Source organism: Limnoglobus roseus, from assembly GCF_008254045.1.
GTDB lineage: Bacteria > Planctomycetota > Planctomycetia > Gemmatales > Gemmataceae > Limnoglobus > Limnoglobus roseus.
Map to the genome: position 1 here is coordinate 571,682 of NZ_CP042425.1, position 21,497 is coordinate 593,178.

Below are 21,497 nucleotides of genomic sequence, written 5' to 3' on the forward strand. Positions count from 1 at the left end.
TTGCCCGACGGACCGATGCTAGTTTCGGGGGATGGGGAAGATCAGCATGGCCTCCGCCGCCAATGCGTGATGGATTCGCATTTATTACCTCGAAGGAGTCCTCGGCTCATGAACCTGACAGCATTGATTCTCACCACGGCCCTGGCGACCGGCGGCGACCCCTGTGGCGCTCCGTGCGCCACTCCCGCACCCTGTGCGACGGCCGCCCCGTCGTGCGGGTGCGAGTCGTCGCCCGGCTTCTTCGCGAAGTTGCGGGCGAAGCTCGGCTCGCGGTCGTCTTGCGACTCGTCGTGTACTCCCTGCGGCACGCCGCTGTTCGCCGGCTTCACGACGGCCTGCCACGAGCCCGCCGACCCGTGCGGCAAGCCCGGCCTGCTGTCCCGCTTGAAGGCGAAGTTCCAAAAGGGCGATTGCGGCGGCTGCGGGACGGCTTCCGATTGTTCGGCCCCGAGCGTGGCGTGTTCGGCCATGCCCGCCGCCCCGAGTGGGTGTGCCTTGCCGGTCGCCCCGACGGCGCCCCCGGTGATGCCGGCACCGCCCCAGGCGATGCCGATGCCCAAAGCACCGGTTGAGACCCCGAAGCCGATGCCGAAGAAGCTGGAAACCTCGACCCAGATCGTGATTCCGGCGATTAAGTAACTGTCGAAGAGCGCGAAGCGGGCGGCGGTGAGGGACATCCCTCACCGCCGCCCGCTTCGCTTTGGTAATTCACCGTTCGGAATTACAACGTCGGGCCGATGTGCCACGGGGCGAACTCTTCCTCGCCAACGCCGTGGATCTCACTCTTCGTTTTCTTCCCACTGGCGACGGACAGAATCTCTTCGAAGAGTTGACGGCCGACCTCTTCCACGGGCACCCCGTTAAGGATCGCACCCGCGTTCACGTCCATGTCCGAGATCATCCGCTCGTAGAGTGGCGTGTTCGTCGCCACCTTGATGCACGGGGCCGGTTTGCACCCGTAGACGCTGCCGCGGCCGGTCGTGAAGACGCACACGTTCGCGCCGCCGGCCACGATGCCGGTCATGCTCACCGGGTCGTAGCCGGGCGTGTCCATGACCACGAAGCCCTTCGCCTTGATCGGCTCGGCGTAGTTCAGCACGTCGGTCATCGCCGTCGATCCGGCCTTCGCGATGGCCCCCAGCGACTTCTCGTAAATCGTCGTCAGGCCGCCCTCCTTGTTGCCGACGGACGGATTGTTGTTGATCTCGACGCCGAAGACGCTCGTGTACCACTCCCACCACTTGATGCGTTCCACCAACTTCTCGCCGACGGCCTTGCTGACGGCCCGGCGAGTGAGGATGTGTTCCGCCCCGTAAATCTCCGTCGTCTCGCCCAGGACGGTCGTACCGCCCTGCTGCACGACGAGGTCAGACGCGACGCCGAGGGCGGGGTTGGCGGTGATGCCGCTGTTGCCGTCCGACCCGCCGCAGTTCGTACCCAGAATCAGGTGCTTCGCGGAAATCGGGACGCGCTTCACGTCGTTGACCTGCGGCAGCAGCCCGGCGATGGCCTCCACGCCCGCGTCCACGGTCTTGCCGATGCCGCCGATCTCTTGAATGCTCAGCAGGATCGGCTTCTGCTTCGGCTTGCCGAGTTGGATCAGTTCGAGGTGCTCGTTCTGGATCAAGTGGGCTGCCTGCCCCGTCTCGCAGCCGAGGCCGATGAGGATGTACGCGGCGACGTTCGGGTGGTTGGCAATGCCGGCGAGCGTGCGGTCGAGTTGGTGGTGGTCGTCGCCGCCGTAGGCCATCGCGCAACCGTGCTTGTGGACGATCGGCACCACGCCGTCGATGTTCGGGTATTTGTCGAGGATGCCGCTGGCGCGAAGTTTTTCCGCGATGTACTTGCTCGTGCCGGCCGAGCAGTTCACGGTGCTGATGATGGCGATGTAGTTCCGCGTGCCGTACCGCTGGTGCTCCGGGCGGATCGGGCCGCGGTCGTAGCCGTCGAAGTTGCGATATTCCGCGGGCGGCGCGGGCGGCGGCGGGGTCTGGCTGGCGAAGGCGTAGTCCCGCTCGAACTTGCCGAGGACGACGTTGTGCGTGTGGACGTGCGTGCCCGGCACGAGGTTGCCGCCAGCGAAGCCGATCACCTGGCCGTACTTCGTGATGGCGTCGCCTTCCTTAATGGCGAAGACGGCGAACTTGTGCCCGAGCTTCACGAGGCTCGGCACCTTCAGTGTGCCGCCGTCGAAGGCGATCTCGGTGCCGGGGGCAATCTGCCGGCGGGCCACAGCGACGTTATCCGTGGGGCGAAGGTGGACCGCGACATCGGAGAGGGGAATGGTCATGGGTGGAACGGGCCTGCGGGTGGTTCGTGGTTCGCTGAGAGTCAATTTACGCAAAAAACCCCGCGCCGGGAGCGCGGGGTTTTGAATCACTGCGGGAGTCGCGGTGCAGCCGGTGAAGTCGACCAGCTTGCCATCTAGGTGAGCGCGGCCAAGGTGATCGGTTTCGGCTTGCTGACCCCAATCCGTAATCGCGTCAGTTCAGTGCGACCGTCACGTCCCCGCCGCTCTCGGGGACGGTCACGGTCGCGCCCGACGTTTGGGGGTCGTTGAACTTCGCAGGGACGGCAACCGCCGTCGCACCAACCCCGCCGCCACGGGTGCCCGTGTCCGAACTCCCGACGCTCACCGGCCCGCCCACGTAGGCGACCTTCTGTTCGCCCGGCACGACCTCCGTCATGATGAACTTGCCGTCGGAATTAATCGTCGCGGTCGCGAAATCACCGTTCGGGGCGAGGAACTTGATGACGCCGCTCTTGAGCTGTTGGCCCTTGTAGGTCACGGTGCCGGTCACTGTGAGCATCTTCTTCTTCGGCGGGCCGCCGCAACCGGCGAGAAGCGTTAGCGTTGCGACCATCACGGCCACGGTTTTGAGTGTCATGTCACTTGGGGAGGGAAAAGGGTCGGGGAAGGGAAACGCCGGCCGAGTGAACTCGGCCGGCGCAACAGGTTCGTATCAGAGTTAGAAATCGCCCGTGACCAGCCCGTCTTGCGGCCAGAGGGCCCGGCACCACACCGTCTGATCGACGTTCGGAGTTACGTTCCGGACGCTACCGTCCATCATGCCGACAATGCAGACGCCGTCGATGGCCTGAACGCGGTACGGGTCGCACGCCGCAACCGTCGGTTGGGCCTGCGGCGGGGTCGACGTCGAGGTGGCGGTGACGGTGGTGCCGGTGCTCGTCACCAGGCGGGTGTCGAAGTACGGCCCCTTAAGGTAGTCCCACGTGAGGTTGTACGCCCACAACTTGTGGTTCATCCCGTCCGGGGACCCGCCGTTCGAGCCGCAAATCCCGTATTGCTCGGCGATGCCGACCGTCGTCGACGTGCCGTCCGTCAGGCTCAACAGCTTGAAGCGAGCGTTGCCCTTGGTGACCTTGTCGATGGTATCGACGCCGGGCGTGGGGTCGACGGGCGTGCCATAGACCGCGTGGTTCATGGCGTAATTGCCGTGGCCCCACGTCCCGCTGTTGGACTCGGTCCAGGTGTCGGCCGGCTGGGACGGATCCCGCGGCGACAGGAAGGTCTTGATCTTTTTCGCGCCCGCCGCCGTACCGGCCGCCCGCGAGGCGGCGTCGTTCGGCGGGACGCCCGGCCACGCCCCGCCGTTAGAAATGCCGAGTTGGTAGATCGCGTTCTGCTCGATGTACGGGAGAATCCAGAAGTGGCCCGACACCGGCTGACCGCTCCCGGGAACCAACACGGCGGACAGCGGGGGGATGATCCCCATGGTGTCGTGGAACCCGTGGTTCGCCAGCATGATCTGCTTGACACTGTTTGAGCTTTGGGCACGGGCGGCCGCGCTGCGGACCTTCTGCACGGCCGGCAATAACAGTCCGATCAGGATGGCGATGATCGCAATCACCACCAGCAGCTCGATGAGCGTAAACGCCCTTCGAGATGAACGGGAGTGGGACATAAATACCTCACAAAATGAAGAGATACGTGACAGGCGAATGAGTCTGAAAAAAGCATGAAAATGCTCGCCATCTCCATTAATACTTGATTAACTTCGCGGTGTAAAGCACCAGCGTCCGGAATTTTGGACGGAATTGGGAACTTTCCGACAGGACCGGCTAGCCCTTCGCTTTCGCCATGTCGATGACAACTTCCTCGCCCTCCATAGACGTCGACGATCAACTGCGACTTGTCGGGGCGAACTTGTCCTTGAACACGTAGCCGGCACCGCCACCATCGACCGGCGTGAGGTTGATCTGGAGCAGGCTTTCACTCGACACTCCGGGCAGTGGTGTGGAATCCACACCACTGCCTCCACAATTTCTCGAACGGCTTCGCTAAGCACCATCGTCTAAACTTCTCGACGGAATGGGAAGATTTCCACCCGTTCTCATCACCAGCCAGAAAGGGCCTCCGGTTCCGTCAATTGTTCCGACCGTGCCGTCAGGAAGGCGTCGAGTAGCAGGCTCGACAGAGAAATTGCCATAAACGCCGTTGTTACCGGCGAGTTCGGCACTAGGATAGGCCGAAAGTTTCCGTGGCGGGTCATCTTCTGATCGAGGCCTTCGACGCTCGTTTTCCGCTCTACGGGTTGAAAGGTCGGCTCATGGAAAAGTGGTTGTGTTACGCGGCCCTCGGCGTGGCCGCCCTGATGCTCTTACTCTCCATTCTCGACATCGCCATCGGGATTCCGTTTGGCGGTAGCCCGTTCATGTTGGTCGATATTTTCCTCATTCTCGCTAGCGGCATCGTCGGCTACCTCGGCTACAACGCCCTGCGTGACATCCGCTAGGTCGGTCCTCCGAAGGTACGATTACTGTCGATCGGTAACGGGCCTCGCCCAACTTTGACCCATCCCCGCCAGAAGCCGTGGCGGGGGCGCAGTCCATCCCTTCCCACCTCCGTAAAATACCTACCGCTCTCGGCGTAGCTCTTTGCTGTCCGCTGATGGGTCCTTGTGAGCTACCCCATGGCGAAATCCTCCCCCACCGACGACCTGAAACAGATCCGCAACATTGGCGTCATCGCCCACATCGACGCGGGCAAGACCACGACCACCGAACACTTACTCTTCTACGCCGGGGCCAAGCACAAGCTCGGCGGCGTGGACGAGGGAACGACCGAGACCGACTACGACCAGGAAGAACAAGAGCGCGGCATCACGATCTACTCCGCGTGCGTGCCGTTCTCGTGGCTCGGGTACACGGTCAACCTGATCGACACGCCGGGGCACGTCGATTTCACGGCCGAAGTGGAACGCTCACTGCGGGTGCTCGACGGCGCGATCTGCGTCTTTGACGGGCAGAAGGGCGTCGAAGCCCAGTCGGAAACGGTCTGGAGGCAGGCCAACAAGTACGGCGTGCCGCGGATCATCTTCGTGAACAAGATGGACGTGGTCGGGGCCAACTTCGCACAGACGCTCGAAACCGTCCGCCAACGGCTCACGCCGGACGGGGCCACGCAGGGCCGGCCGGTGCCGATCGTGATCCCCATCGGGTCCGGGTCCGTGAAGGATAGCCACACGCCGTTCAAGGGCGTCATCGACCTGATCGAGATGAAGGCCATCTACTTCGACCCGGCCGATTACGGCAAGACGATGACGGTCGAAGCCGTGCCGGAAGATCACCAACTCGAAGCCGAGGACTACCGCACGAAGCTGTTCGACATCCTCAGCGAATCCGACGACAAGGATCTGATCACATCCGCGCTGCTCGAAGGCCAAGCCCCGGACCCGGCGAAGGTGCGGCAACTCGTGCGCGAACAGACGCTCGCCCGCCGCATCTACCCGGTGTTGGCCGGTAGCGGCCGCGAGCACATCGGCGTTCAGCCGCTGCTCGACGCGGTGACGTACTACCTGCCGAGTCCGCTCGACCGGCCGCCGGTCGTCGGCACCAACCCGAAGGGGAAGAAGGAAGAAAAGCGAAAGCCCGACCCGAAGGAGCCGTTCTGCGGTCTCGTGTTCAAAGCCGTCGGCCACCCGAACGGCAACCGCTTCTTCATCCGCGTCTACAGCGGCGTGATGAAGCCGAACATGCGGGCGTTCAACACTGGCAAGGACGTGAAGGAGAACATCGCCAAGATCTTCCACGTCCACGCCGACCCGAACCGCGGCCTGGAGGAAGTCGATGCGGCCCCGGCCGGCGACATCGTCTGCGTGTTGGGGCTGAAGGACTCGATCACCGGCGACACGCTCTGCGAGACGGCCCACCCCATTTTGCTGGAAGCGATCACCTTCGCGGAGGCGGTCGTCAGCCAGTCGATCGAACCCGAGAGCGGGGCCGACAAGGACAAGCTCGTCAACTCGCTCGCGCTGCTCCAACTCGAAGACCCGACGTTCAAGGTGAAGGTGGACAAGGACACGGCCCAGACGGTCATGAGCGGCATGGGCACCTTGCATTTGGAAGTGAAACGGCACCGGCTCGAACGCGACTTCCGGCTAAAGGTCCGCGTCGGCAAGCCGCGAGTGAGCTACCGCGAAATGCTGATCGGCGGCAAGACGGTCGAGGTCGAAGTCGACCGCATGGGCGACAAGCAGGCCTACGCGAACCTGCGGGTGTCGTTCACGAACTTCAAGGTCGAGAAGCCGGTCATCGTGAACAACGCCGTCGGCCCGGAGGCGCTGCCGCCGCTGTTCGCCGCCGCCGCCGAGCGGGGGCTGATCGACGCGCTGCAAACGGGCGAACTCGGCTACCCGATGATGAACGTGCAGGCGACCATCACCGACGCGAAGTTCGACCCGAACCTGAGCAGCGAGGACGCCTTCACGAAGGCGGCGGTGCAGGCCTACCGCGAAGCGGTCGAGGGGAACATTCAGTTGATGGAGCCGATCATGCGGGTGACGGTGACGACTCCGAACGAGTTCGTCGGCAACATCACCGGCGACCTGGCTGGCCGCCGCGGCGTGATCGAGCGGCAAGAACCACTCGGCGCGGGCGGCACCTTCGAGGTGGAAGCGTTCGTGCCACTGCGGCTGCTGTTCGACTACGCCGACCGCGTGCGGAGTCTGAGCCAAGGTCGGGCCGCGAGCGGCATGGAACCGCACAGCTACGAGCCGGCCCCGGCCGAGGTGCGCCGGGAGATGTTGGGGGAGTGACGGAGGATGAACGGCGAGCGGCCCGGCGTAAGCGGGCCGTGTCTGATAGTACCAGACACGGCCCGCTCACGCCGGGCCGCTCGCCTTAAACCCGCCCCGCGTACAGCACCTTCGGTTCGGCCACGCCGGGCAGGTACAACCGCAGGCCATCGTCGGTCGTCACCATGCCGCCGGGGCGACCGGCGGCATGCTCCGCGAGGATCGCTTCCAGTGCCTGAACGATAGCCACGCAGTTGCGTTCCGCCGACAGGTCGTTGTACTTGTAGTGGGCCATCGCCTGCCAGCGATCGTGGCGGTCGCCGGGCCCGTGTTCGACGTAAGCGACTTCCTCGAAGAACCGGCGGATCACTTCGATGCCGTAGCCGCGCTGCGACAGTTCGTTCCACGGTTCGACGAACCGGCCGTTGTAGTGGTGGTTCGGCGTGTACTTGAACTCGCCCGGCGAGCGGTCTTCGATCGTCACCTCCACGCCGCGCTTCCGCTGGTGGGCGTTCCACACGCCGTTGTCGAAGCGGAACTGCACCTCCTGATCGACGTAGCCGGGGAAGTTGTCCGGCGTCACCCAACTGGTGTGGATGTCGAACGTGGCCTCGCGGCCGTCGTTGAGGTGCGTGTACGTGACCTGCAACTGTGTCGAATCCCACGTGTTGCCGTCGGCCGGGCCGACGAGGCCGCGCTGGCCGTTCGCGGAAATGCGGGTGAGAGCGTAGTTGCCACGGCTGAAGAAGGTGAAGTCGATGAGCTTCGTGTAATGGCACGCGACGTAGGTGCCGGGGTTGCGGCCGGTCAGCCACTCGGCGAACTGGCCGGTCGAGATCGACTTCGGCTCCAAGAGCGAGCAGTAGCCGTTGTTGACGTGCCGGAGGTTCCCTTCGAGGACGTGCGTCCGCAGCTTCTTGTGGTCCGGGTCGAGCAGCTTGTGGTACACGACCTTCGCGAGAACCTGCTTCTCGTCGGCGAGGGCTTGCAACTCGTCCAACTCCGCGAGCGACAGCACCGAGGGCTTCTCGATCAGCACATGCTTGCCGGCCGTGAGCGCCGCCTTTGCCGGGCCGAAGTGCCGGTCATCCGGCGTGGCCACGCACACCACGTCCACGTCACTCTTTGCCAGTTGCTCGGCCGCGTCGGGGCCGGTGAGGTTCGCAAACGGCGTCGGAGCATGTGCCCGATACTTCCCGGCCCGCGTGCCGGTGCGGGTGGCGACGGCGGCGAGATCGACGTCCACGAGGCCGAAGTCGCGGCGGAAGAGTCCTTCGCGGTGAACTTGCTCGAAGAACGGCCGGTACGTCTCGTCGAAAATCATGCCGAGGCCGACCATGCCGGCCCGGATGCGGGGTGGGATACTCATGCAAAAATCCTATTCACCACAGAGGGCACAGAGAACACAGAGAAAGAACCGATAAGGGTCAGAACCGAAACAAGTCCTTCTGCCTTTCCTCTGTGCTCTCTGTGGTGAATCGATTTTATCGAAGCGAGTCGAGTATCTTTAGTCGCATCGCCGACAGCGCGGGAACCAGCCCGCCGAGGCGGCCCATCACGAGCGTGAACAGCATGCCCATCGCCATCACCTGGGCGTCCACGTTGATCGTCAGGGCGATGCTCTTGCCGCCGGGGGCACCGCTGCCACTGCTGAGCGTGCTGGTACTCGCCCGACCGTCGGCGATGGCCCACGCGAGGAGGCAGCCCATCGCGCCGCCGATGACAGCGATGGTCAGCGATTCGAGCATGAACGACACCATCACCTGCCACCGTTTGAAGCCGAGCAGCCGTAGGACGCCGATGTCGCGGATGCGCTGGGCGATGCTCGCGAACATCGTCGTCATCATGCCGAACACACCGCCGATGGCCATGACCACGGCCACCACCACGACGGCCACCAGGAAGAAGTTGTTCGTCTTCGTCAGTTCTGCGTAGTAGTCGGGCTCCGAGAACGCCTTCAGCTTCTGTTGCGTGTACCGCTTGCTGAGGTGGTAGGCCATCGCCCGCGACGCCTCCCGCGTGTCGGCGTCGGTTCGGAGGACGAGCGTGGTGAACGTCCGCTTGCCGAACGGCTCATAAATACGGCTGAACCGCTGCACCCAGATCTCGCTGCCGAACGTCGTGCCCTCGGCCTTCATGATGCCGGTGACGACCCACTCGACTTCGCCGAGCGTGAACACGTCACCGGGCACGAGCGGCCGTTTGTCCGGGCGATCCTCGGCGAGCACGCCGGCCACGCCCTCGCCGAGCACGCACTCGATTTGGCTCTTGTCGTTCACGCCGGACGAGCGAAACCACTTGCCACCGGGCAGGAGTTGGACGTTGTGAACCTCGGCCGCGACTTGCGAATCGCCGAGGCTGCGGAGTTGCACGAACCGCCGCCGCGGCGGGTTCGAGTGCGGAACCGGCATGTTGATCGCGTAGTACGTCTCCTTGCTCGCCAGTGAGAGCGGCTTGCCGTCCCGCTCGACCGTCTTCACGCGGACCGGCGTCTTCAGGACGCGGTCCTTCTCGTCGAGTTCGACCACCACCCGTTCGACGTTGTCGATGTCGCCGTAGCCGAGGTTGCTGAAGATTTCGTCCGTCGACCCGTCAGACAGGGCGAAGACGTTGCCCGGCACGCCGCTGTTCTCGGTGAGGTTGTTCATGCCGTTGACGAACGCGAGCAGGAACGTGAGCAGGCCGATGACGGCCGTGAACGCGAACGCGGTCATGAGGTTCGTCTTCCACCGCACGCGGACGTTGCGGAGGTTGTACGCCAGCGGCACCTTGCCGATGAACACGAGGATGAGCAGGTCGAAGGCGTACACCGCGAGGATGACGAACGGCCAGTGCTCGATCATCGCGGGCGGCAGTTTCGTGTGCAGCGGCGTCCGCATGAACTTCTGCACGTCCGGCGGCATCTTCGACAGGTTCTCTTCGCGCTCGCGCTCGGTCTTGCCCAAGAAGTCGCCGGGGGCGGGCGTCATGGTGCGGGCGACGACGCCGAACGAGCCTTTCTCCGGCAGCGGGAGACGGGTGACGAGTTCGACCGACACGGCGAGGACGGCCAGCAGCACGATGACCCCGGTGCCGAGGGCGAAGACGCGCTTCAGCGTCCGCCACAGGCGGGAGCCGTGAGCGGCGGTGGTGTCTTCGAGGACCGACTCTTGCGAGAGGAACGCCGGCACCGCCAGCAGCAAGACCGACAGCGGCAGCAGCGACAGCCCGAGCACGAACATCGTCGCGAGGCTCGTGACGAGCAGCTTCAACAGGCGGTAGGCGAGACGCGGAAGGAAGAGCATAGAAGGTTCCGGAAACTCGGGCGAGCGGGGCGTCAGCCCCCTGATTCTGGTCGTTGCGATGCGAGAATCAGGGGGCTGACGCCCCCCGCTCGCCAATCGTTACGCCACCGTCGCGAACACCTCGGACACCTTCACCTTGCGCGCGTTCCACGCCGGCAGGGCGGACCCGATCAGGCCGACGAGGATGCCGAGTAGGGGGCCGTAGAGCACGATCTCCCACGGCGAGTGGAACGTGTCGAAGAACGCGAACTTCACGCCGATCGCCTTCGTGATACTGCGAATCGCCATCGGCAGGAAGTACACCGCCCACGTGCTGAGCATCCCGCCGAACGTGCCGATGAGCATGGCCTCGCTGACGATCATCGTCATGATCTGCCACGGCTGGAAGCCCATCACCTTCATCACCGCCATCTCGGTCCACCGCTCGCGGACGCCGATGGTGATGGTGATGCCGATGACAAGGCACATGATGACCACGATGGCCGGCATGATGAGAACCTTCAGCCCCCAGAAGATGTCCTTGAACGGCTCCAGGAACGAGCCGATGGCGGCCGAGAACGTCTCCATCTTGGTCGCCGGGTTCGAGAACGACGACGGTTCCGCGACGACGGCGGCGAGCTGTTGGTACGCGGCCTTGTTCGGCATCCGCACCCAGACGAGGTTCAGGCAGCGGTCGGCGACGGGGTGGTCCTTGCCGGTGCGGGCCCTGTAGTCGTCGAGCTTCGCGATCAGGTAGTCGAACCGCATGGCGGCGTTCATCCCCATCCGGCTGCCGGGCGGGAACGCCCCAACGATCTTGCACTCGAACTCGATGTCCTTGTAGTTCGTGCCGAACAGCTTCATCTCGTCGCCGACCTTCTTGCCGATCTTCTCCAACCGATCGGCCCCGACCACGATGTTCCGCTTGTCCTGCTTCACAAGGTCGATGATCCTCATCATCTCCGCCCAACCGTCTTCGCCGAGGTCTTCGGGGTTCAGCCCTTGCTCCTTCATCATGCCGTTGGTGACGGCGTCCGGGTCGAGGGCGAACAGGAACAGGCTGTTCTCCTGCGTCATCTTGGCCGGGTCGAGCGTGCCCCCGACGAACGACCACGTCATGAAGTTCTGGTCGATGTCGGCCGGCTGCATCTCCTTCGGCAGCTTGTCCCGCATCAGCCCCTTGAGGTTCGCCGCGTACCCCGGCTTCATCATGCTCGGGATGCCGAACTTCTCGGACATGATGACGAGTTGCGAGTTCTCCTGGTCGGTCGTCATCTTCCCGATGGTCGTGATGACGCCGTAGAGCATCGTCAACATGCCGGTGAGGACGAACAGGGCGATGTACGTGAGGGCCGTGCGCAGGAGGTTTCGCCGCAGGCTGCGGAAGACGAGGCCGGCGAGCTTGGCGTACTTGCCGACCGGGTCGACGAGATTCTGGAACCCGCGGATGACGAGTTCCATCAGGTACATCGCGCCGAAGAACAGCGGCAGCGTGATGATGGCGAGAATCGTCAGGAAGAAGATGGCGCCGATGAGCGCGACGGTGCCGTAGAGGGCGAGTTCGATCAGCGACGTCTCGACCGGGGCCGACTGCCCGTACTGGGCCGCGTTGGGGAACATGGGTGAACCTCCGCGAGTTTGTCGAGTTAGTTCAACCGCGCCAGCGCCGGCAGTGGGTTCCCGCCGACGAGGCGGCCCTTTTCCAGTTGCACGATCCGCTGGGCTCGTTCGGCCGCGTGCGGGTCGTGCGTCACCATCAGGATCGTCTTGCCGAGTTCGCTGCGGAGCAGGCCGAGCAGGTTCAGGGCGTCGTTGGCCGACTTCGCGTCGAGTGCCCCGGTCGGTTCGTCGCAGACGACGATCGTCGGGTCGGTGACAATAGCCCGAGCGATGCCGACGCGCTGACACTGGCCGCCGGAGAGTTGGCCGGGGCGGTGCGTCATCCGGTCGCCGAGGCCGACGAGGCTCAGGGCGTTCTCCACCTGCTTCTTCCGTTGGGCCTTGCTGAGTTGCAGCAGGAGCAACGGTAGCTCGACATTCTCGTAGGCCGTGAGCACCGGCAGCAGGTTGTAGAACTGGAAGACGAAGCCGACGTTCCGCGTCCGCCACCGGGCGAGTTCACTCTCGGACTTCTCGGAGATGATCTGATCGCCGACGCGGATCGTGCCCTCGGTCGGCGAGTCCAGCCCGGCGATGAGGTTCAGCAGCGTCGTCTTGCCAGACCCGGACGGCCCCATGAGCGCGAGGAACTCCCCTTCCTGCACGTCGAGGGTCAGGTCCATGAGCACGTCGATCTTCTCGTCCCCGCGGGAGAAGGACTTGTACAGGTCGCGGACTTCGACGATGGCGGACATAGACTCCCTCTGGTAATTGAAGGGGTGACACTGTGAGGGGTTGGGAAGACCAGTTTCTGCCTTTTCACCCGCTCACCAAGTCACCCCTTCATCTTCCGAACCCCTTCACTTCAGCGCGTCCTTCCACTTCTTGATCCGGGTCGGGTCGAGGTCGGCGGTCCGGTCTCCGCCGACGCACACAGCTCCGCGGACGGCATACCAGTCCGGCGACACGTCCTTCAGCTTCTTCAAGTCCTCGATTTTCAGTGAGCCGGCGATAGCCACGGCCACGCCGCCGCCTTGCAGCGTCGTCACCAACTCGGCGATCTGATCGGCGTCGAGGAAGTTCAGCAGGTTCTTCTTGTCCTTCACGTAGGTGTCCAGCAGGAACACCTTGTACCGATACCGCTTCGCGAACTTGGCGACTTCCTCCGGCGGCACGCTCTTGGCCCGAAGGTGGTCGGCGTAAGCGACGGCCACAACCTCGGTGCCGCGCTTGATCTGACGGCGGGTGTCGAGCAAGTCTTCGCCCCACCCCGGCGTGTGCGTGTACCCGGCCAGACCCCACTTAATGTAGTCCAGCGGCAGTTGCAGGTGCCAGTGCGCCTCGACCACCGAATTGGTGGCCCATTCGCCGAGGGCAGCGCTCACCGGCACGGCCCCGGCGACGGTTTCGATGACGGCCGCCACGACTTCCGCTTCGGCCGGGGCCATCGCCCCCTTGCTCGGTTCCTTCACGTCGATCAGGTCGGCCCCGGCCTTCAGCGCGACGGCTGCCTCTTCGGGGGACCGCACACTCACCAGCAACTTCGTCTTGCTTCCTTGCTTCATGGTGCCATCTCAGGGGGGAAAATAATCGGGGGCAACTCGACGCCCGTCACGTTAAAGAATCGCGTCTGGCCGGGGCACGAGTGGAACGGAATCGCCACCGGCCGGGCCAGGCGAAAGCCGAACGTCGCCCCCGGTCGGAACCACGCCGGGGCGTTCCGGTGCAGAAGTTGATCCGCTTCGAATTCGGCCGCCCGACGGTACTCCAGACAGTCTATGAGTTCCACCAGCCCGATCACACCGCCCGAGATCGCGCAGATCGGCCGGAGGGCTGGCGTCACCCAGCGTTCCACCTCCGGCCGCTCGTCACGAATCTTCGCAGCGTGAATCAACAACGGACCGCGGTGGGTCGTGAGCCAACTCCTGACTTCTATTCGTTTCACTCCGGCAATAATTAGACCCGCCCACGGCTGGCGGACGGAGAGCGCAGACAGGGTTGGTGGCAACGGCGGGGGCATTCCGACGCCCTAAGTTTCAGATTCGGTCAAAAGTTCGGCGGTGTTCGGGAACTGATTCGATTTTATGGAATGAGATGAAGCTCGCGATTTTGCCAAAGCCTCGATGTTAAGCTAAGTGATAGTAGTTGTTTCCCCCGCCCGCCGTTCGGGTCGGCCTATTTCATTCAGGATCGAGCCGTCACGATGCCGGTTCCCTTAACCCAAAATCACGAACCCCTGCCGGGGTACAAGCTCATCGATCGGTTGGGTCGGGGCGGCTTCGGCGAGGTTTGGCGGGTCGAAGCGCCCGGCGGGTTGCACAAGGCGATGAAATTCGTCTTCGGCGACCTGAACGACCTCGAAGACGACAACATTCGCGCCGCTGAACAGGAACTCAAAGCGTTGGAGCGGGTGAAGAACATCCGCCACCCGTACATCCTGTCGCTGGAACAGTGGAAGATCGTCAACGGGCAGCTCATCATCGTGATGGAGTTGGCCGAGCGGAATATGTGGGACCGCTTCAAGGAGTGCCGCGGCCTCGGCATGCCGGGGATTCCGCGGGAAGAACTCATCAGCTACCTGTTGGAAGCGGCCGAAGCCCTGGACTTGATGAACAGCAAGTACCAGCTCCAGCACCTCGACGTGAAGCCGCAGAACCTGTTCCTGATGTACAACCACGTCAAGGTCGCGGACTTCGGCTTGGCGAAGGCGTTCGAGGGCGGCCGGGGGACCGTGACCGGGGGCGTGACGCCGGTCTACGCCGGGCCGGAAACCTTCGAGGGGAAGGTCAGCCGGTACACCGACCAGTACAGCCTCGCGATCGTCTTCCAGGAGTTGCTCACCGGCACGCGGCCGTTCAACGGCAGCAACACGAAGCAACTCGTGATGCAGCACCTCAATGGCACGCCGGACCTGGAAAGCCTGCCGCCCGCGGACCGGCCGATCATCGGCAAGTCACTCGCCAAGTTGCCCGAAGACCGCTGGCCGACCTGCATGGACTTGGTCCGCGCGCTGAAGGCCGCGAACGCCGGCGGCGGGTCGTCCATTTCGACCGCGGCGACCCATCCGAACGAGCCTCAATCTGTCCAGACCCCCGCGGGGACGGCGGGCGACTCGGCCCGGGCGGTGCCCGATCCCAACCGCCCACCGACGAAGCCGAATTCAGCCGAGCGGACCGCACAGAAGACACCGTCGGGCGTAACGCACAACCCGGCGACCCGTTCGCAGATGGGAGTGAATCCCGGCCCCGGTGCGAACGTCAACACGCCGTGGCCACTGCTCACACCGAAGTTGGTGACGCCACAAGCGGCGAACAGCGCCGGCGGGAGCAGCCTCACCCTCAAACCGACCACGACCCAACTCCGCCCGCTGATAGTGCAGACGGCCAAGATGAGCGACCTCGGGCTGGCAACCGAAGAGCGTTCCGGCGACGGCGCGCTGGTGCCGGCGCTGATCGTCTGCGTCGGTCACACGGGTTTGGTCGCGATGCGGACACTCAAGCAAATCCTCCGCGAGCGGTTCGGCCCAGACCCTCTGCCGCACGTCCGCTTCCTGTACATCGACACCGACCCGGAGGCGGCCGCTCTGGCGGGCGATCTGAACCTCGGCGAGCCGGTCCCCGCAAACGAAATCTTCGTCGCCCGGCTGAACCGCCCGACGCACTACCTGCAACGCGACGGGCTGCCGTCCGTCGAGCAGTGGATGCCCGCCGGATCGCTGTACAAACTACCCCGGAACCCCGGCCCGGCCAACGGCGTGCGGGCCTTCGGGCGGCTCGCCCTCGTCGACCACTACCGTGGCATCACCCAGCGGATTCGCCAGGAAGTGGAAGCGTTCGTCACCGACAGTCTCATCAACACGGCCGTCGCGCGGACGGACCTCGGGCTGCGGTCGAACCGTGCGCGGGCCTACGTGATCGCGGGCACCGCGGGCGGGACCGGCAGCGGCATGTTCCTCGACCTCGCGTACCTCATCAAGAACGAGTTCCGCCAGATCGGCTACGCGAAGCCGGAAACCGTCGGCGTGCTCCTCGTGCCGGCGGCCGATAAGACCACCGCGAAGGGTGCCGCCCTCGGCAACACTTACGCGGCCCTGCAAGAGTTGCAGTACTTCCACGGCGGGCGGCACCGCTACCAGGCGCGGTTCAGCCCCGGCGAACCGCCGATCGCGGACGCCGACGGGCCGTTCACCCGCTGCAACCTGATTCAGCTTCCCAAGCGGAACGACCCCGCCGAGATGGCGGTCACGGCCGGCCTCGTGGCCCGCACCGTCTTCCTCGAGCTGTTCACCGCCACCGGCCGCGTGATGGATTCCATCCGCACCGAGGCGTTCGCCCTTAACAAGAGCGGCGTGCCGGTCGTGCAGACCACCGGCCTCTACCGCCTCAGTTGGCCCCGCCACGAACTCGTGACCGTCGCGACCCGGCGGTTGGGCCAGCGGCTGATCCAGCGGTGGACCGCGAAGGAAGCGTCGCACCTCCGGGAACCGATCCAGAACTGGCTCGACGAACAATGGCGGCTGCGGAACCTCGACGTGGAAGTGGTGGTCGAAGAGTTCAACAAGGCGGTCCGCGACGCCCTGCGGGAAGAGCCGGATCGCGTCTTCGAGGCGTTCATCTCGCCGCTGCGGCAGCGGACGCCGGGGGGGCCGCGGCTCGACACCGAAGCGGCCTACGAGGTGATCGAGCAGTTGTTCGAAGTCGTCGGCACGCCGGACGCGGACGGTGAGAAGCCGTCGTCCCTCCAGCGGGTGCTCGACGAGCGGCACAAGAAGGTGGTGGCCGAAGTCGAGGGCCACCTCTCGGCGATGGCCGTGGCGTTCATCGAGCAACCGCAATACCGGCTCTCGGGGGCCGAAGAAGTCCTCAACCAGATCCTCGCCCGCCTCAAGCGGATCATCTCCGGGTTGGAGGGGGTCCGGGCGCAGATGCGAACCGACGTGTACGACACGTACGGCCGCCTCGCGAACGTGATGAACGGCCTCGACACCGGCCGCACGCTGGGCGTGATCGGCCCCCGCAAGGCCGCGGTGACGGGCGAGCTGCTCGACCTGATGGAGCACTACCCGAACAAGCGGCTGAAGCTGCACGTCCTCGACACAACGCTGTCGATCTACCGCCGCCTGTTAGCCTCGACGCCGGAGTTCGTCCGCGAGATCGCGCTCTGCCGCCAGCGGTTGACCGAGATCATGGCCCTGATCGCGCCGCCCGGCGAAGCGGCGAAAGTGTTCCCGACCGGCCCGGGGCGGATGATCCTCCCGCACGGCGTGGAAGGCCTGGACGGGGCAGCCGACTTGTTTCTGGGGGCGCTGCCGCCGCAGGACATCGTCGACCTCGACGCCCGGCTCCAGAAGGAAATCGAAACGCGGTACCGGAGCCTCGTCGGCGTGTGCGTGAAGCCGCAAAACACGCCGAGCTTCCTGACCCTCCTCGCGACGATGGCCCGAGAGTTCCTCGACGAGCGCCTGGAGAAGTCCGACCCCGCAGCGGTCTTCTTCCGCTACCGTGCCGAGACGGCCCCGAACACGCCGAAGATGCTCGTGAACTCCTTCGAGGAGTCGGCCCCGGACCTGACGAGCATTTCCGGCAAACCGCAGATGGAGGCGACCATCCTGGCCGTCCCGCTCGGCCCCGACGGCGACCGATTCCGCCAGACGGTGGAATCGCTGCTGCCCGGCATCGGCTTCATCCCGGCACCGCTGCCGGACGACATCGTCTTCGTGCGCGAGTACCCACTGTTGCCCCTGGCCGAACTGCCGCAACTGGCCGCGTACGGCCGCGAGGCGTACCAGCAGCAACTCGCCACTGAAATTAACCCGCACACGCGCACGGACCTTCCCTGGTCGCCCCAGGAAAGTGTCCCGACGTAGTGACGGGGCCCGCAGGCCGAGGCCCGCGGCTCCGTCGAACTGCGAACCGCACGAACACCCGGATTCACCCCCGAACCACCGCCCTTCGCCGGGCCGCCGGTTCTGCTTCTGTAGAGATCGCCATGGCCGTCCACTTCGAAGCCAACGCCGAACCCATCCCCGGCTACCGGATGCTCGACCGCCTCGGCAGCGGCGGCTTCGGCGAGGTCTGGAAGTGCATCGCCCCCGGCGGCATCTACAAGGCCATCAAGATCATCCACGGCGACCTCCGCAGCAAGGACAACGACCTCGTCCGCTACGCGGAGCAAGAGTTGAAGTCGATGGAGCGGGTCAAGCAGGTCCGCCACCCGTATCTGTTGGCCCTCGACCGCTACGACATTGTTGAAGGCCGACTGCTGATCGTGATGGAACTCGCCGACTGCAACCTGTGGGACCGCTTCCGGGTCTACCGCCAGAAGGGGCTGATCGGCATCCCGCGCGACGAACTGATGGTCTACATGCAGGAGGCCGCGGAAGTCCTCGACCTGATGAACGGCGAGCACGGCCTGCTGCACCTGGACGTGAAGCCGCAGAACATCTTCCTCCAGTGGAACCACGTCAAGGTCGGCGACTTCGGCCAGGTGAAGGACTTGCAGGGGTTGGCCGCCCAAGTCACCGGCGGCATCACGCCGGTGTACGCCGCCCCCGAGACGTTCGACGGCATCGTCACCCGCGCGTGCGACCAGTACAGCCTCGCGTGCGTCTATCAAGAGTTGCTCACCGGCAACCGGCCGTTCGACGGCACGAGCATGAACCAACTGCTCATGCAGCATCTCGCGGCCCCGCCGAACCTGAACCCCTCGCCGGAGGCCGACCGCCCGGCCCTGCGGCGAGCCCTGGCGAAGAAGTCGGAAGAGCGGTTTGCGACGTGCATGGATTTCGTGCGGGCACTGCGGGCCGGCGTCACCACGCCCCCGCCGACGAGCATCGTCCTCTCCGCGGCCGACCGGCCGTCCGTCGCCGCCCCGCTGCTCGGCAGTTCCGAGCGGTCGGACGCGGTGAGTTGGGACGCCACCTCGGTCGGGTCTTCGCTCGCGATGCCGGTCGACCTCGTGAGCATCAAGACCGACACGCCGCTGCCAGCCGGCACGCCCGATGCTGACCCGCCGCGGCTCGCGCCGCCCGAGCTAACGGGCGACGGGTCACTCCAACCGACGCTGCTCATCGGCATCGGGGCGAGCGGTCGGCAGGTGTTGCAGCGGTTCCGGGCCGACATTGCCGACCACTACGGCAACCCGGACGCCATCGCGGCCATCCGCACGCTGTACCTCGACACCGACCCGCAGGCCGCCGAACTGGGTGGCCACGACAAGCCGTGGGAGCGGCTGGCGGCACTCCCGGCCGAGCAGATTTTCCCCACGCGGCTCAACCGGCCGACGCACTACATGAAGCCGCGCCTGTCCGGCCACGCGATCACCGAGGGGTGGTTCGACACGCAACTGCTGAACAAGCTCCCCCGGACGCCGGTCACGATGGGCTACCGGCCGTTCGGCCGGCTGGCGTTCTTCGACCACTTCCGCTCGCTGAGCCAGAAGATCACCTACGACCTGGAAGCGATCCTCGACCCGGACGCGCTGACGGCCTCGCTCGAACACACCGGCCTGGAACTCCGCACGAACCGGCCGCGGGTGTACGTGGTGGCGGCCCTCGCCGGCGGGACCGGCGGCATGTTCCTCGACGTGGCCTACACCGTCCGCCACCGGCTGAAGAAGATGGGCTACGCGAAGCCCGACGTGGTCGGCCTGTTCTTCGTCCCGCCGGACGGCCCCACGGAATCGGTGCCACCGCTGGTCCGGGCGAACGTCTGCGCGGCCCTGACGGAACTGAACCACTACAGCCGCCCGGGCACCATCTTCCAGGCGTTTTACGACGAGCGGTCCGGCGGGGTCCGCGACGCGGACGCCCCCTTCACGGCGACGTACATCCTTCCCGCCCCGCTGGAGACGGTCAACACGCCGGCGGGGACGAACTCGAGTGCCGTGGCGACCTCCAAGATGGCTCGCCGCACCAGTTCGGACATTAAAGCGCTCTCCTCCTCCCGCGTCATGCCGAAGCCGGCCACGACGACGCTCGCGAACGACCCGATCGCCACGGCCGTCGCCCGCGTCCGGTACGACCTGTTCACGCCCGTCGGCCGGATGGCTGACGCGGCCCGGCCCCGCTCGCTGTCGGCCCTCGGCATCACGGTGCGGACGTTCGGCCGGTCGCGGTTCTCGTGGCCGCGCGGCGCGATCGTGGACCGCACCGCCCGCGTGCTGACCGGCGTGCTGCTCACGCACTGGGTGTCGCCCGACATCACCCGCGCCCGCCACCTGATCCCGGCGTGGGTGTCGGAGAAGATGAACGCGGCCGGCCTGTCGAAGGACGCGGTGCAGACCGCCCTGCACAAGGCGGCGGCGGCGATCTTCCAGGAGCCGATCCCGACCGTCATCGCGAAGATCGTAGACCCGGTCACGCCGAAGGGTTGGATGGCCCGCACGCCGGACGTGAACAAGGTCATCGGCGTCCTCGACCAACTCGGCAAGGCGATCGGCCACCCGACCGGCCAGAAGTTGCCGACCGCCCTGGAAGAAGCCCTCCGGTCGGCCGCGAACGACGTGGCCGCCACCGGCGGCATCATGCTGACGACGGCCGTCCACGAGATGATCGACGACCCCCGGTTCCGCCTGGCGAGCGCGGAGGAGGCGATTCAGCAAATCCTCACGTACCTGCAAGTCTGCCGGGCCGAGTGCGACGCCGAAGCCGACCGGTTGGACCGCGCCGCCCGGGCCGGGTACGACCCACTGATGGCCTACGTCCACCCGCAGTCCGGCGCGAAGAAGCCGTCCGCCAACGACATCGCCGAGGCGTTCCGCAGCTTCCCCGGCTCGCAGTTCCAGGCCGGCGTCGCCCGCCGGACCGCGAAGCTGTTCGAACACCTGAAGTTGACGTTCGCAGAACTGCGTCTGCAAATCTCGGCCAGCCGGCAGCGAATCGAGGTGGTGCAGAAGCTGATCGTCACCGACCTGGAGCAACCGTCGCCGGTTGTCGACGCCTCGTACCTGATGCCGCCGGGCTGCCCGACGATCGAGGACGCCGCCCAGCGGTACCTGCAAGTGCTGACCGACGACGACCTACAGGAAATCGAACGGCTCGTTCAGATCGGCATCGAGGAGCACTTCGGCGGCCTCTATCAGGCGAGCGTGAACTCGACACTCAAGCCGGAGATGATCCTGGACCTCGTCCGCGCGCGGGCCCGGCTGCACCTGAACTCCCGGTTGGGCGAGGTGGACCTGGCGGGGATGTTCAAGGCGAAGTGGGGCGGCAAGCCGGAGGCGGCGCAGGCCGTCGGCGACGCCTACCGCACGGCGAAGCCGACGCTCGTGGGGAACGGCCCGTGGGTGAACCACGCGGTCACGGTGCTGGGCACGCCCGCCGCCGCCGCCGGCGAGCACCTCCGCCAATTGGCCGACCACGCCTTCCCGTCCGAAGACAAGACGCTGTTCGCCGACACGCCCGACGAGATGACCGTCTACCGCGAATACCCCGACGTGCCGTTGGCGGTCCTGCCGCAGTTCGGCCCAGCCTGGGAGGCGGCGTATTCGAGCTTCTCGGAAGCGTCACCGCACGCCCGCACGGACGTGACGCAGTGGATCGGCGTGGACGCCGAGTAGTGACGAGCGGCGAGTTGCGAATGGCGAAAATAGGCCAGAC

Annotated in this window: 15 protein-coding genes; 5 read left to right on the forward strand and 10 right to left on the reverse strand. The window is 65.4% G+C overall.

Annotated features, from left to right (window positions below; genetic code table 11):
• Positions 1 to 108 precede the first annotated feature (108 nt).
• Positions 109 to 639, forward strand: a complete 531-nt coding sequence (locus PX52LOC_RS02320; RefSeq protein WP_149108567.1) for a hypothetical protein — start codon at positions 109 to 111, stop codon at positions 637 to 639.
• An 82-nt stretch (positions 640 to 721) separates the two neighbouring features.
• On the opposite strand, the gene PX52LOC_RS02325 is transcribed toward PX52LOC_RS02320, so the two are convergent.
• The 4 genes from PX52LOC_RS02325 to PX52LOC_RS43250 all read right to left on the reverse strand — a co-directional run bounded on the left by PX52LOC_RS02325 (position 722) and on the right by PX52LOC_RS43250 (position 4,269).
• A complete protein-coding gene (locus tag PX52LOC_RS02325; protein ID WP_149108568.1) occupies positions 722 to 2,290 on the reverse strand; it encodes a UxaA family hydrolase in 1,569 nt (522 codons plus the stop codon).
• Between the two features lie 193 nt (positions 2,291 to 2,483).
• The gene (locus PX52LOC_RS02330) at positions 2,484 to 2,888 is read right to left on the reverse strand and encodes a hypothetical protein (protein ID WP_149108569.1); all 405 of its coding nucleotides are present in this window, start codon (positions 2,886 to 2,888) and stop codon (positions 2,484 to 2,486) included.
• An 81-nt stretch (positions 2,889 to 2,969) separates the two neighbouring features.
• On the reverse strand, positions 2,970 to 3,926 hold the full coding sequence (locus PX52LOC_RS02335; RefSeq protein ID WP_149108570.1) for a DUF1559 family PulG-like putative transporter: 957 nt from the start codon (positions 3,924 to 3,926) through the stop codon (positions 2,970 to 2,972).
• A gap of 217 nt (positions 3,927 to 4,143) precedes the next feature.
• A complete protein-coding gene (locus tag PX52LOC_RS43250; protein ID WP_261345053.1) occupies positions 4,144 to 4,269 on the reverse strand; it encodes a hypothetical protein in 126 nt (41 codons plus the stop codon).
• Positions 4,270 to 4,571: 302 nt separating this feature from the next.
• On the opposite strand from PX52LOC_RS43250, the gene PX52LOC_RS02340 reads away from it, so the two are divergent.
• Positions 4,572 to 4,757 (forward strand): hypothetical protein, encoded by a 186-nt coding sequence (locus PX52LOC_RS02340; RefSeq protein ID WP_149108571.1) that lies wholly within the window; start codon positions 4,572 to 4,574, stop codon positions 4,755 to 4,757.
• Positions 4,758 to 4,934: 177 nt separating this feature from the next.
• Positions 4,935 to 7,058, forward strand: coding sequence for an elongation factor G (gene fusA / locus PX52LOC_RS02345; protein ID WP_149108572.1), 2,124 nt, complete (start codon positions 4,935 to 4,937; stop codon positions 7,056 to 7,058).
• Positions 7,059 to 7,143: 85 nt separating this feature from the next.
• Here fusA and PX52LOC_RS02350 read toward each other — a convergent pair whose 3' ends face one another.
• From PX52LOC_RS02350 to PX52LOC_RS02375, 6 genes are all read right to left on the reverse strand, one after another.
• On the reverse strand, positions 7,144 to 8,406 hold the full coding sequence (locus tag PX52LOC_RS02350) for a Gfo/Idh/MocA family protein (protein WP_246173635.1): 1,263 nt from the start codon (positions 8,404 to 8,406) through the stop codon (positions 7,144 to 7,146).
• 115 nt (positions 8,407 to 8,521) lie between these two features.
• Positions 8,522 to 10,321: an ABC transporter permease gene (locus PX52LOC_RS02355; RefSeq protein WP_149108573.1), complete on the reverse strand. Its 1,800-nt coding sequence runs from the start codon at positions 10,319 to 10,321 to the stop codon at positions 8,522 to 8,524.
• 99 nt (positions 10,322 to 10,420) lie between these two features.
• The gene (locus tag PX52LOC_RS02360; RefSeq protein ID WP_149108574.1) at positions 10,421 to 11,920 is read right to left on the reverse strand and encodes an ABC transporter permease; all 1,500 of its coding nucleotides are present in this window, start codon (positions 11,918 to 11,920) and stop codon (positions 10,421 to 10,423) included.
• Between the two features lie 26 nt (positions 11,921 to 11,946).
• The gene (locus PX52LOC_RS02365; protein ID WP_149108575.1) at positions 11,947 to 12,654 is read right to left on the reverse strand and encodes an ABC transporter ATP-binding protein; all 708 of its coding nucleotides are present in this window, start codon (positions 12,652 to 12,654) and stop codon (positions 11,947 to 11,949) included.
• A 105-nt stretch (positions 12,655 to 12,759) separates the two neighbouring features.
• Positions 12,760 to 13,464 (reverse strand): (5-formylfuran-3-yl)methyl phosphate synthase, encoded by a 705-nt coding sequence (locus tag PX52LOC_RS02370; RefSeq protein ID WP_149108576.1) that lies wholly within the window; start codon positions 13,462 to 13,464, stop codon positions 12,760 to 12,762.
• Positions 13,461 to 13,919: an ASCH domain-containing protein gene (locus PX52LOC_RS02375; RefSeq protein ID WP_149108577.1), complete on the reverse strand. Its 459-nt coding sequence runs from the start codon at positions 13,917 to 13,919 to the stop codon at positions 13,461 to 13,463. Before PX52LOC_RS02375 ends, PX52LOC_RS02370 begins: the two co-directional genes overlap by 4 nt.
• A 183-nt stretch (positions 13,920 to 14,102) precedes the next feature.
• On the opposite strand from PX52LOC_RS02375, the gene PX52LOC_RS02380 reads away from it, so the two are divergent.
• Entirely contained in the window at positions 14,103 to 17,765 is a 3,663-nt protein-coding gene (locus PX52LOC_RS02380) for a tubulin-like doman-containing protein (protein WP_149108578.1), read from the forward strand.
• A 122-nt stretch (positions 17,766 to 17,887) separates the two neighbouring features.
• Positions 17,888 to 21,457: a tubulin-like doman-containing protein gene (locus tag PX52LOC_RS02385; protein ID WP_149108579.1), complete on the forward strand. Its 3,570-nt coding sequence runs from the start codon at positions 17,888 to 17,890 to the stop codon at positions 21,455 to 21,457.
• The last annotated feature ends 40 nt before the right edge of the window (positions 21,458 to 21,497 follow it).

Coding starts and splice junctions, on each gene's coding strand:
- PX52LOC_RS02340 (WP_149108571.1), top strand. CDS start 4,572: ATGGAAAAGTGGTTGTGTTACGCGGCCCTCGGCGTGGCCGCCCTGATG.
- PX52LOC_RS02385 (WP_149108579.1), top strand. CDS start 17,888: ATGGCCGTCCACTTCGAAGCCAACGCCGAACCCATCCCCGGCTACCGG.
- PX52LOC_RS02365 (WP_149108575.1), bottom strand. CDS start 12,654: ATGTCCGCCATCGTCGAAGTCCGCGACCTGTACAAGTCCTTCTCCCGC.
- PX52LOC_RS02380 (WP_149108578.1), top strand. CDS start 14,103: ATGCCGGTTCCCTTAACCCAAAATCACGAACCCCTGCCGGGGTACAAG.
- PX52LOC_RS02360 (WP_149108574.1), bottom strand. CDS start 11,920: ATGTTCCCCAACGCGGCCCAGTACGGGCAGTCGGCCCCGGTCGAGACG.
- PX52LOC_RS02335 (WP_149108570.1), bottom strand. CDS start 3,926: ATGTCCCACTCCCGTTCATCTCGAAGGGCGTTTACGCTCATCGAGCTG.
- PX52LOC_RS02330 (WP_149108569.1), bottom strand. CDS start 2,888: ATGACACTCAAAACCGTGGCCGTGATGGTCGCAACGCTAACGCTTCTC.
- PX52LOC_RS02355 (WP_149108573.1), bottom strand. CDS start 10,321: ATGCTCTTCCTTCCGCGTCTCGCCTACCGCCTGTTGAAGCTGCTCGTC.
- PX52LOC_RS02375 (WP_149108577.1), bottom strand. CDS start 13,919: ATGCCCCCGCCGTTGCCACCAACCCTGTCTGCGCTCTCCGTCCGCCAG.
- PX52LOC_RS02350 (WP_246173635.1), bottom strand. CDS start 8,406: ATGAGTATCCCACCCCGCATCCGGGCCGGCATGGTCGGCCTCGGCATG.
- PX52LOC_RS02325 (WP_149108568.1), bottom strand. CDS start 2,290: ATGACCATTCCCCTCTCCGATGTCGCGGTCCACCTTCGCCCCACGGAT.
- fusA (WP_149108572.1), top strand. CDS start 4,935: ATGGCGAAATCCTCCCCCACCGACGACCTGAAACAGATCCGCAACATT.
- PX52LOC_RS02320 (WP_149108567.1), top strand. CDS start 109: ATGAACCTGACAGCATTGATTCTCACCACGGCCCTGGCGACCGGCGGC.
- PX52LOC_RS02370 (WP_149108576.1), bottom strand. CDS start 13,464: ATGAAGCAAGGAAGCAAGACGAAGTTGCTGGTGAGTGTGCGGTCCCCC.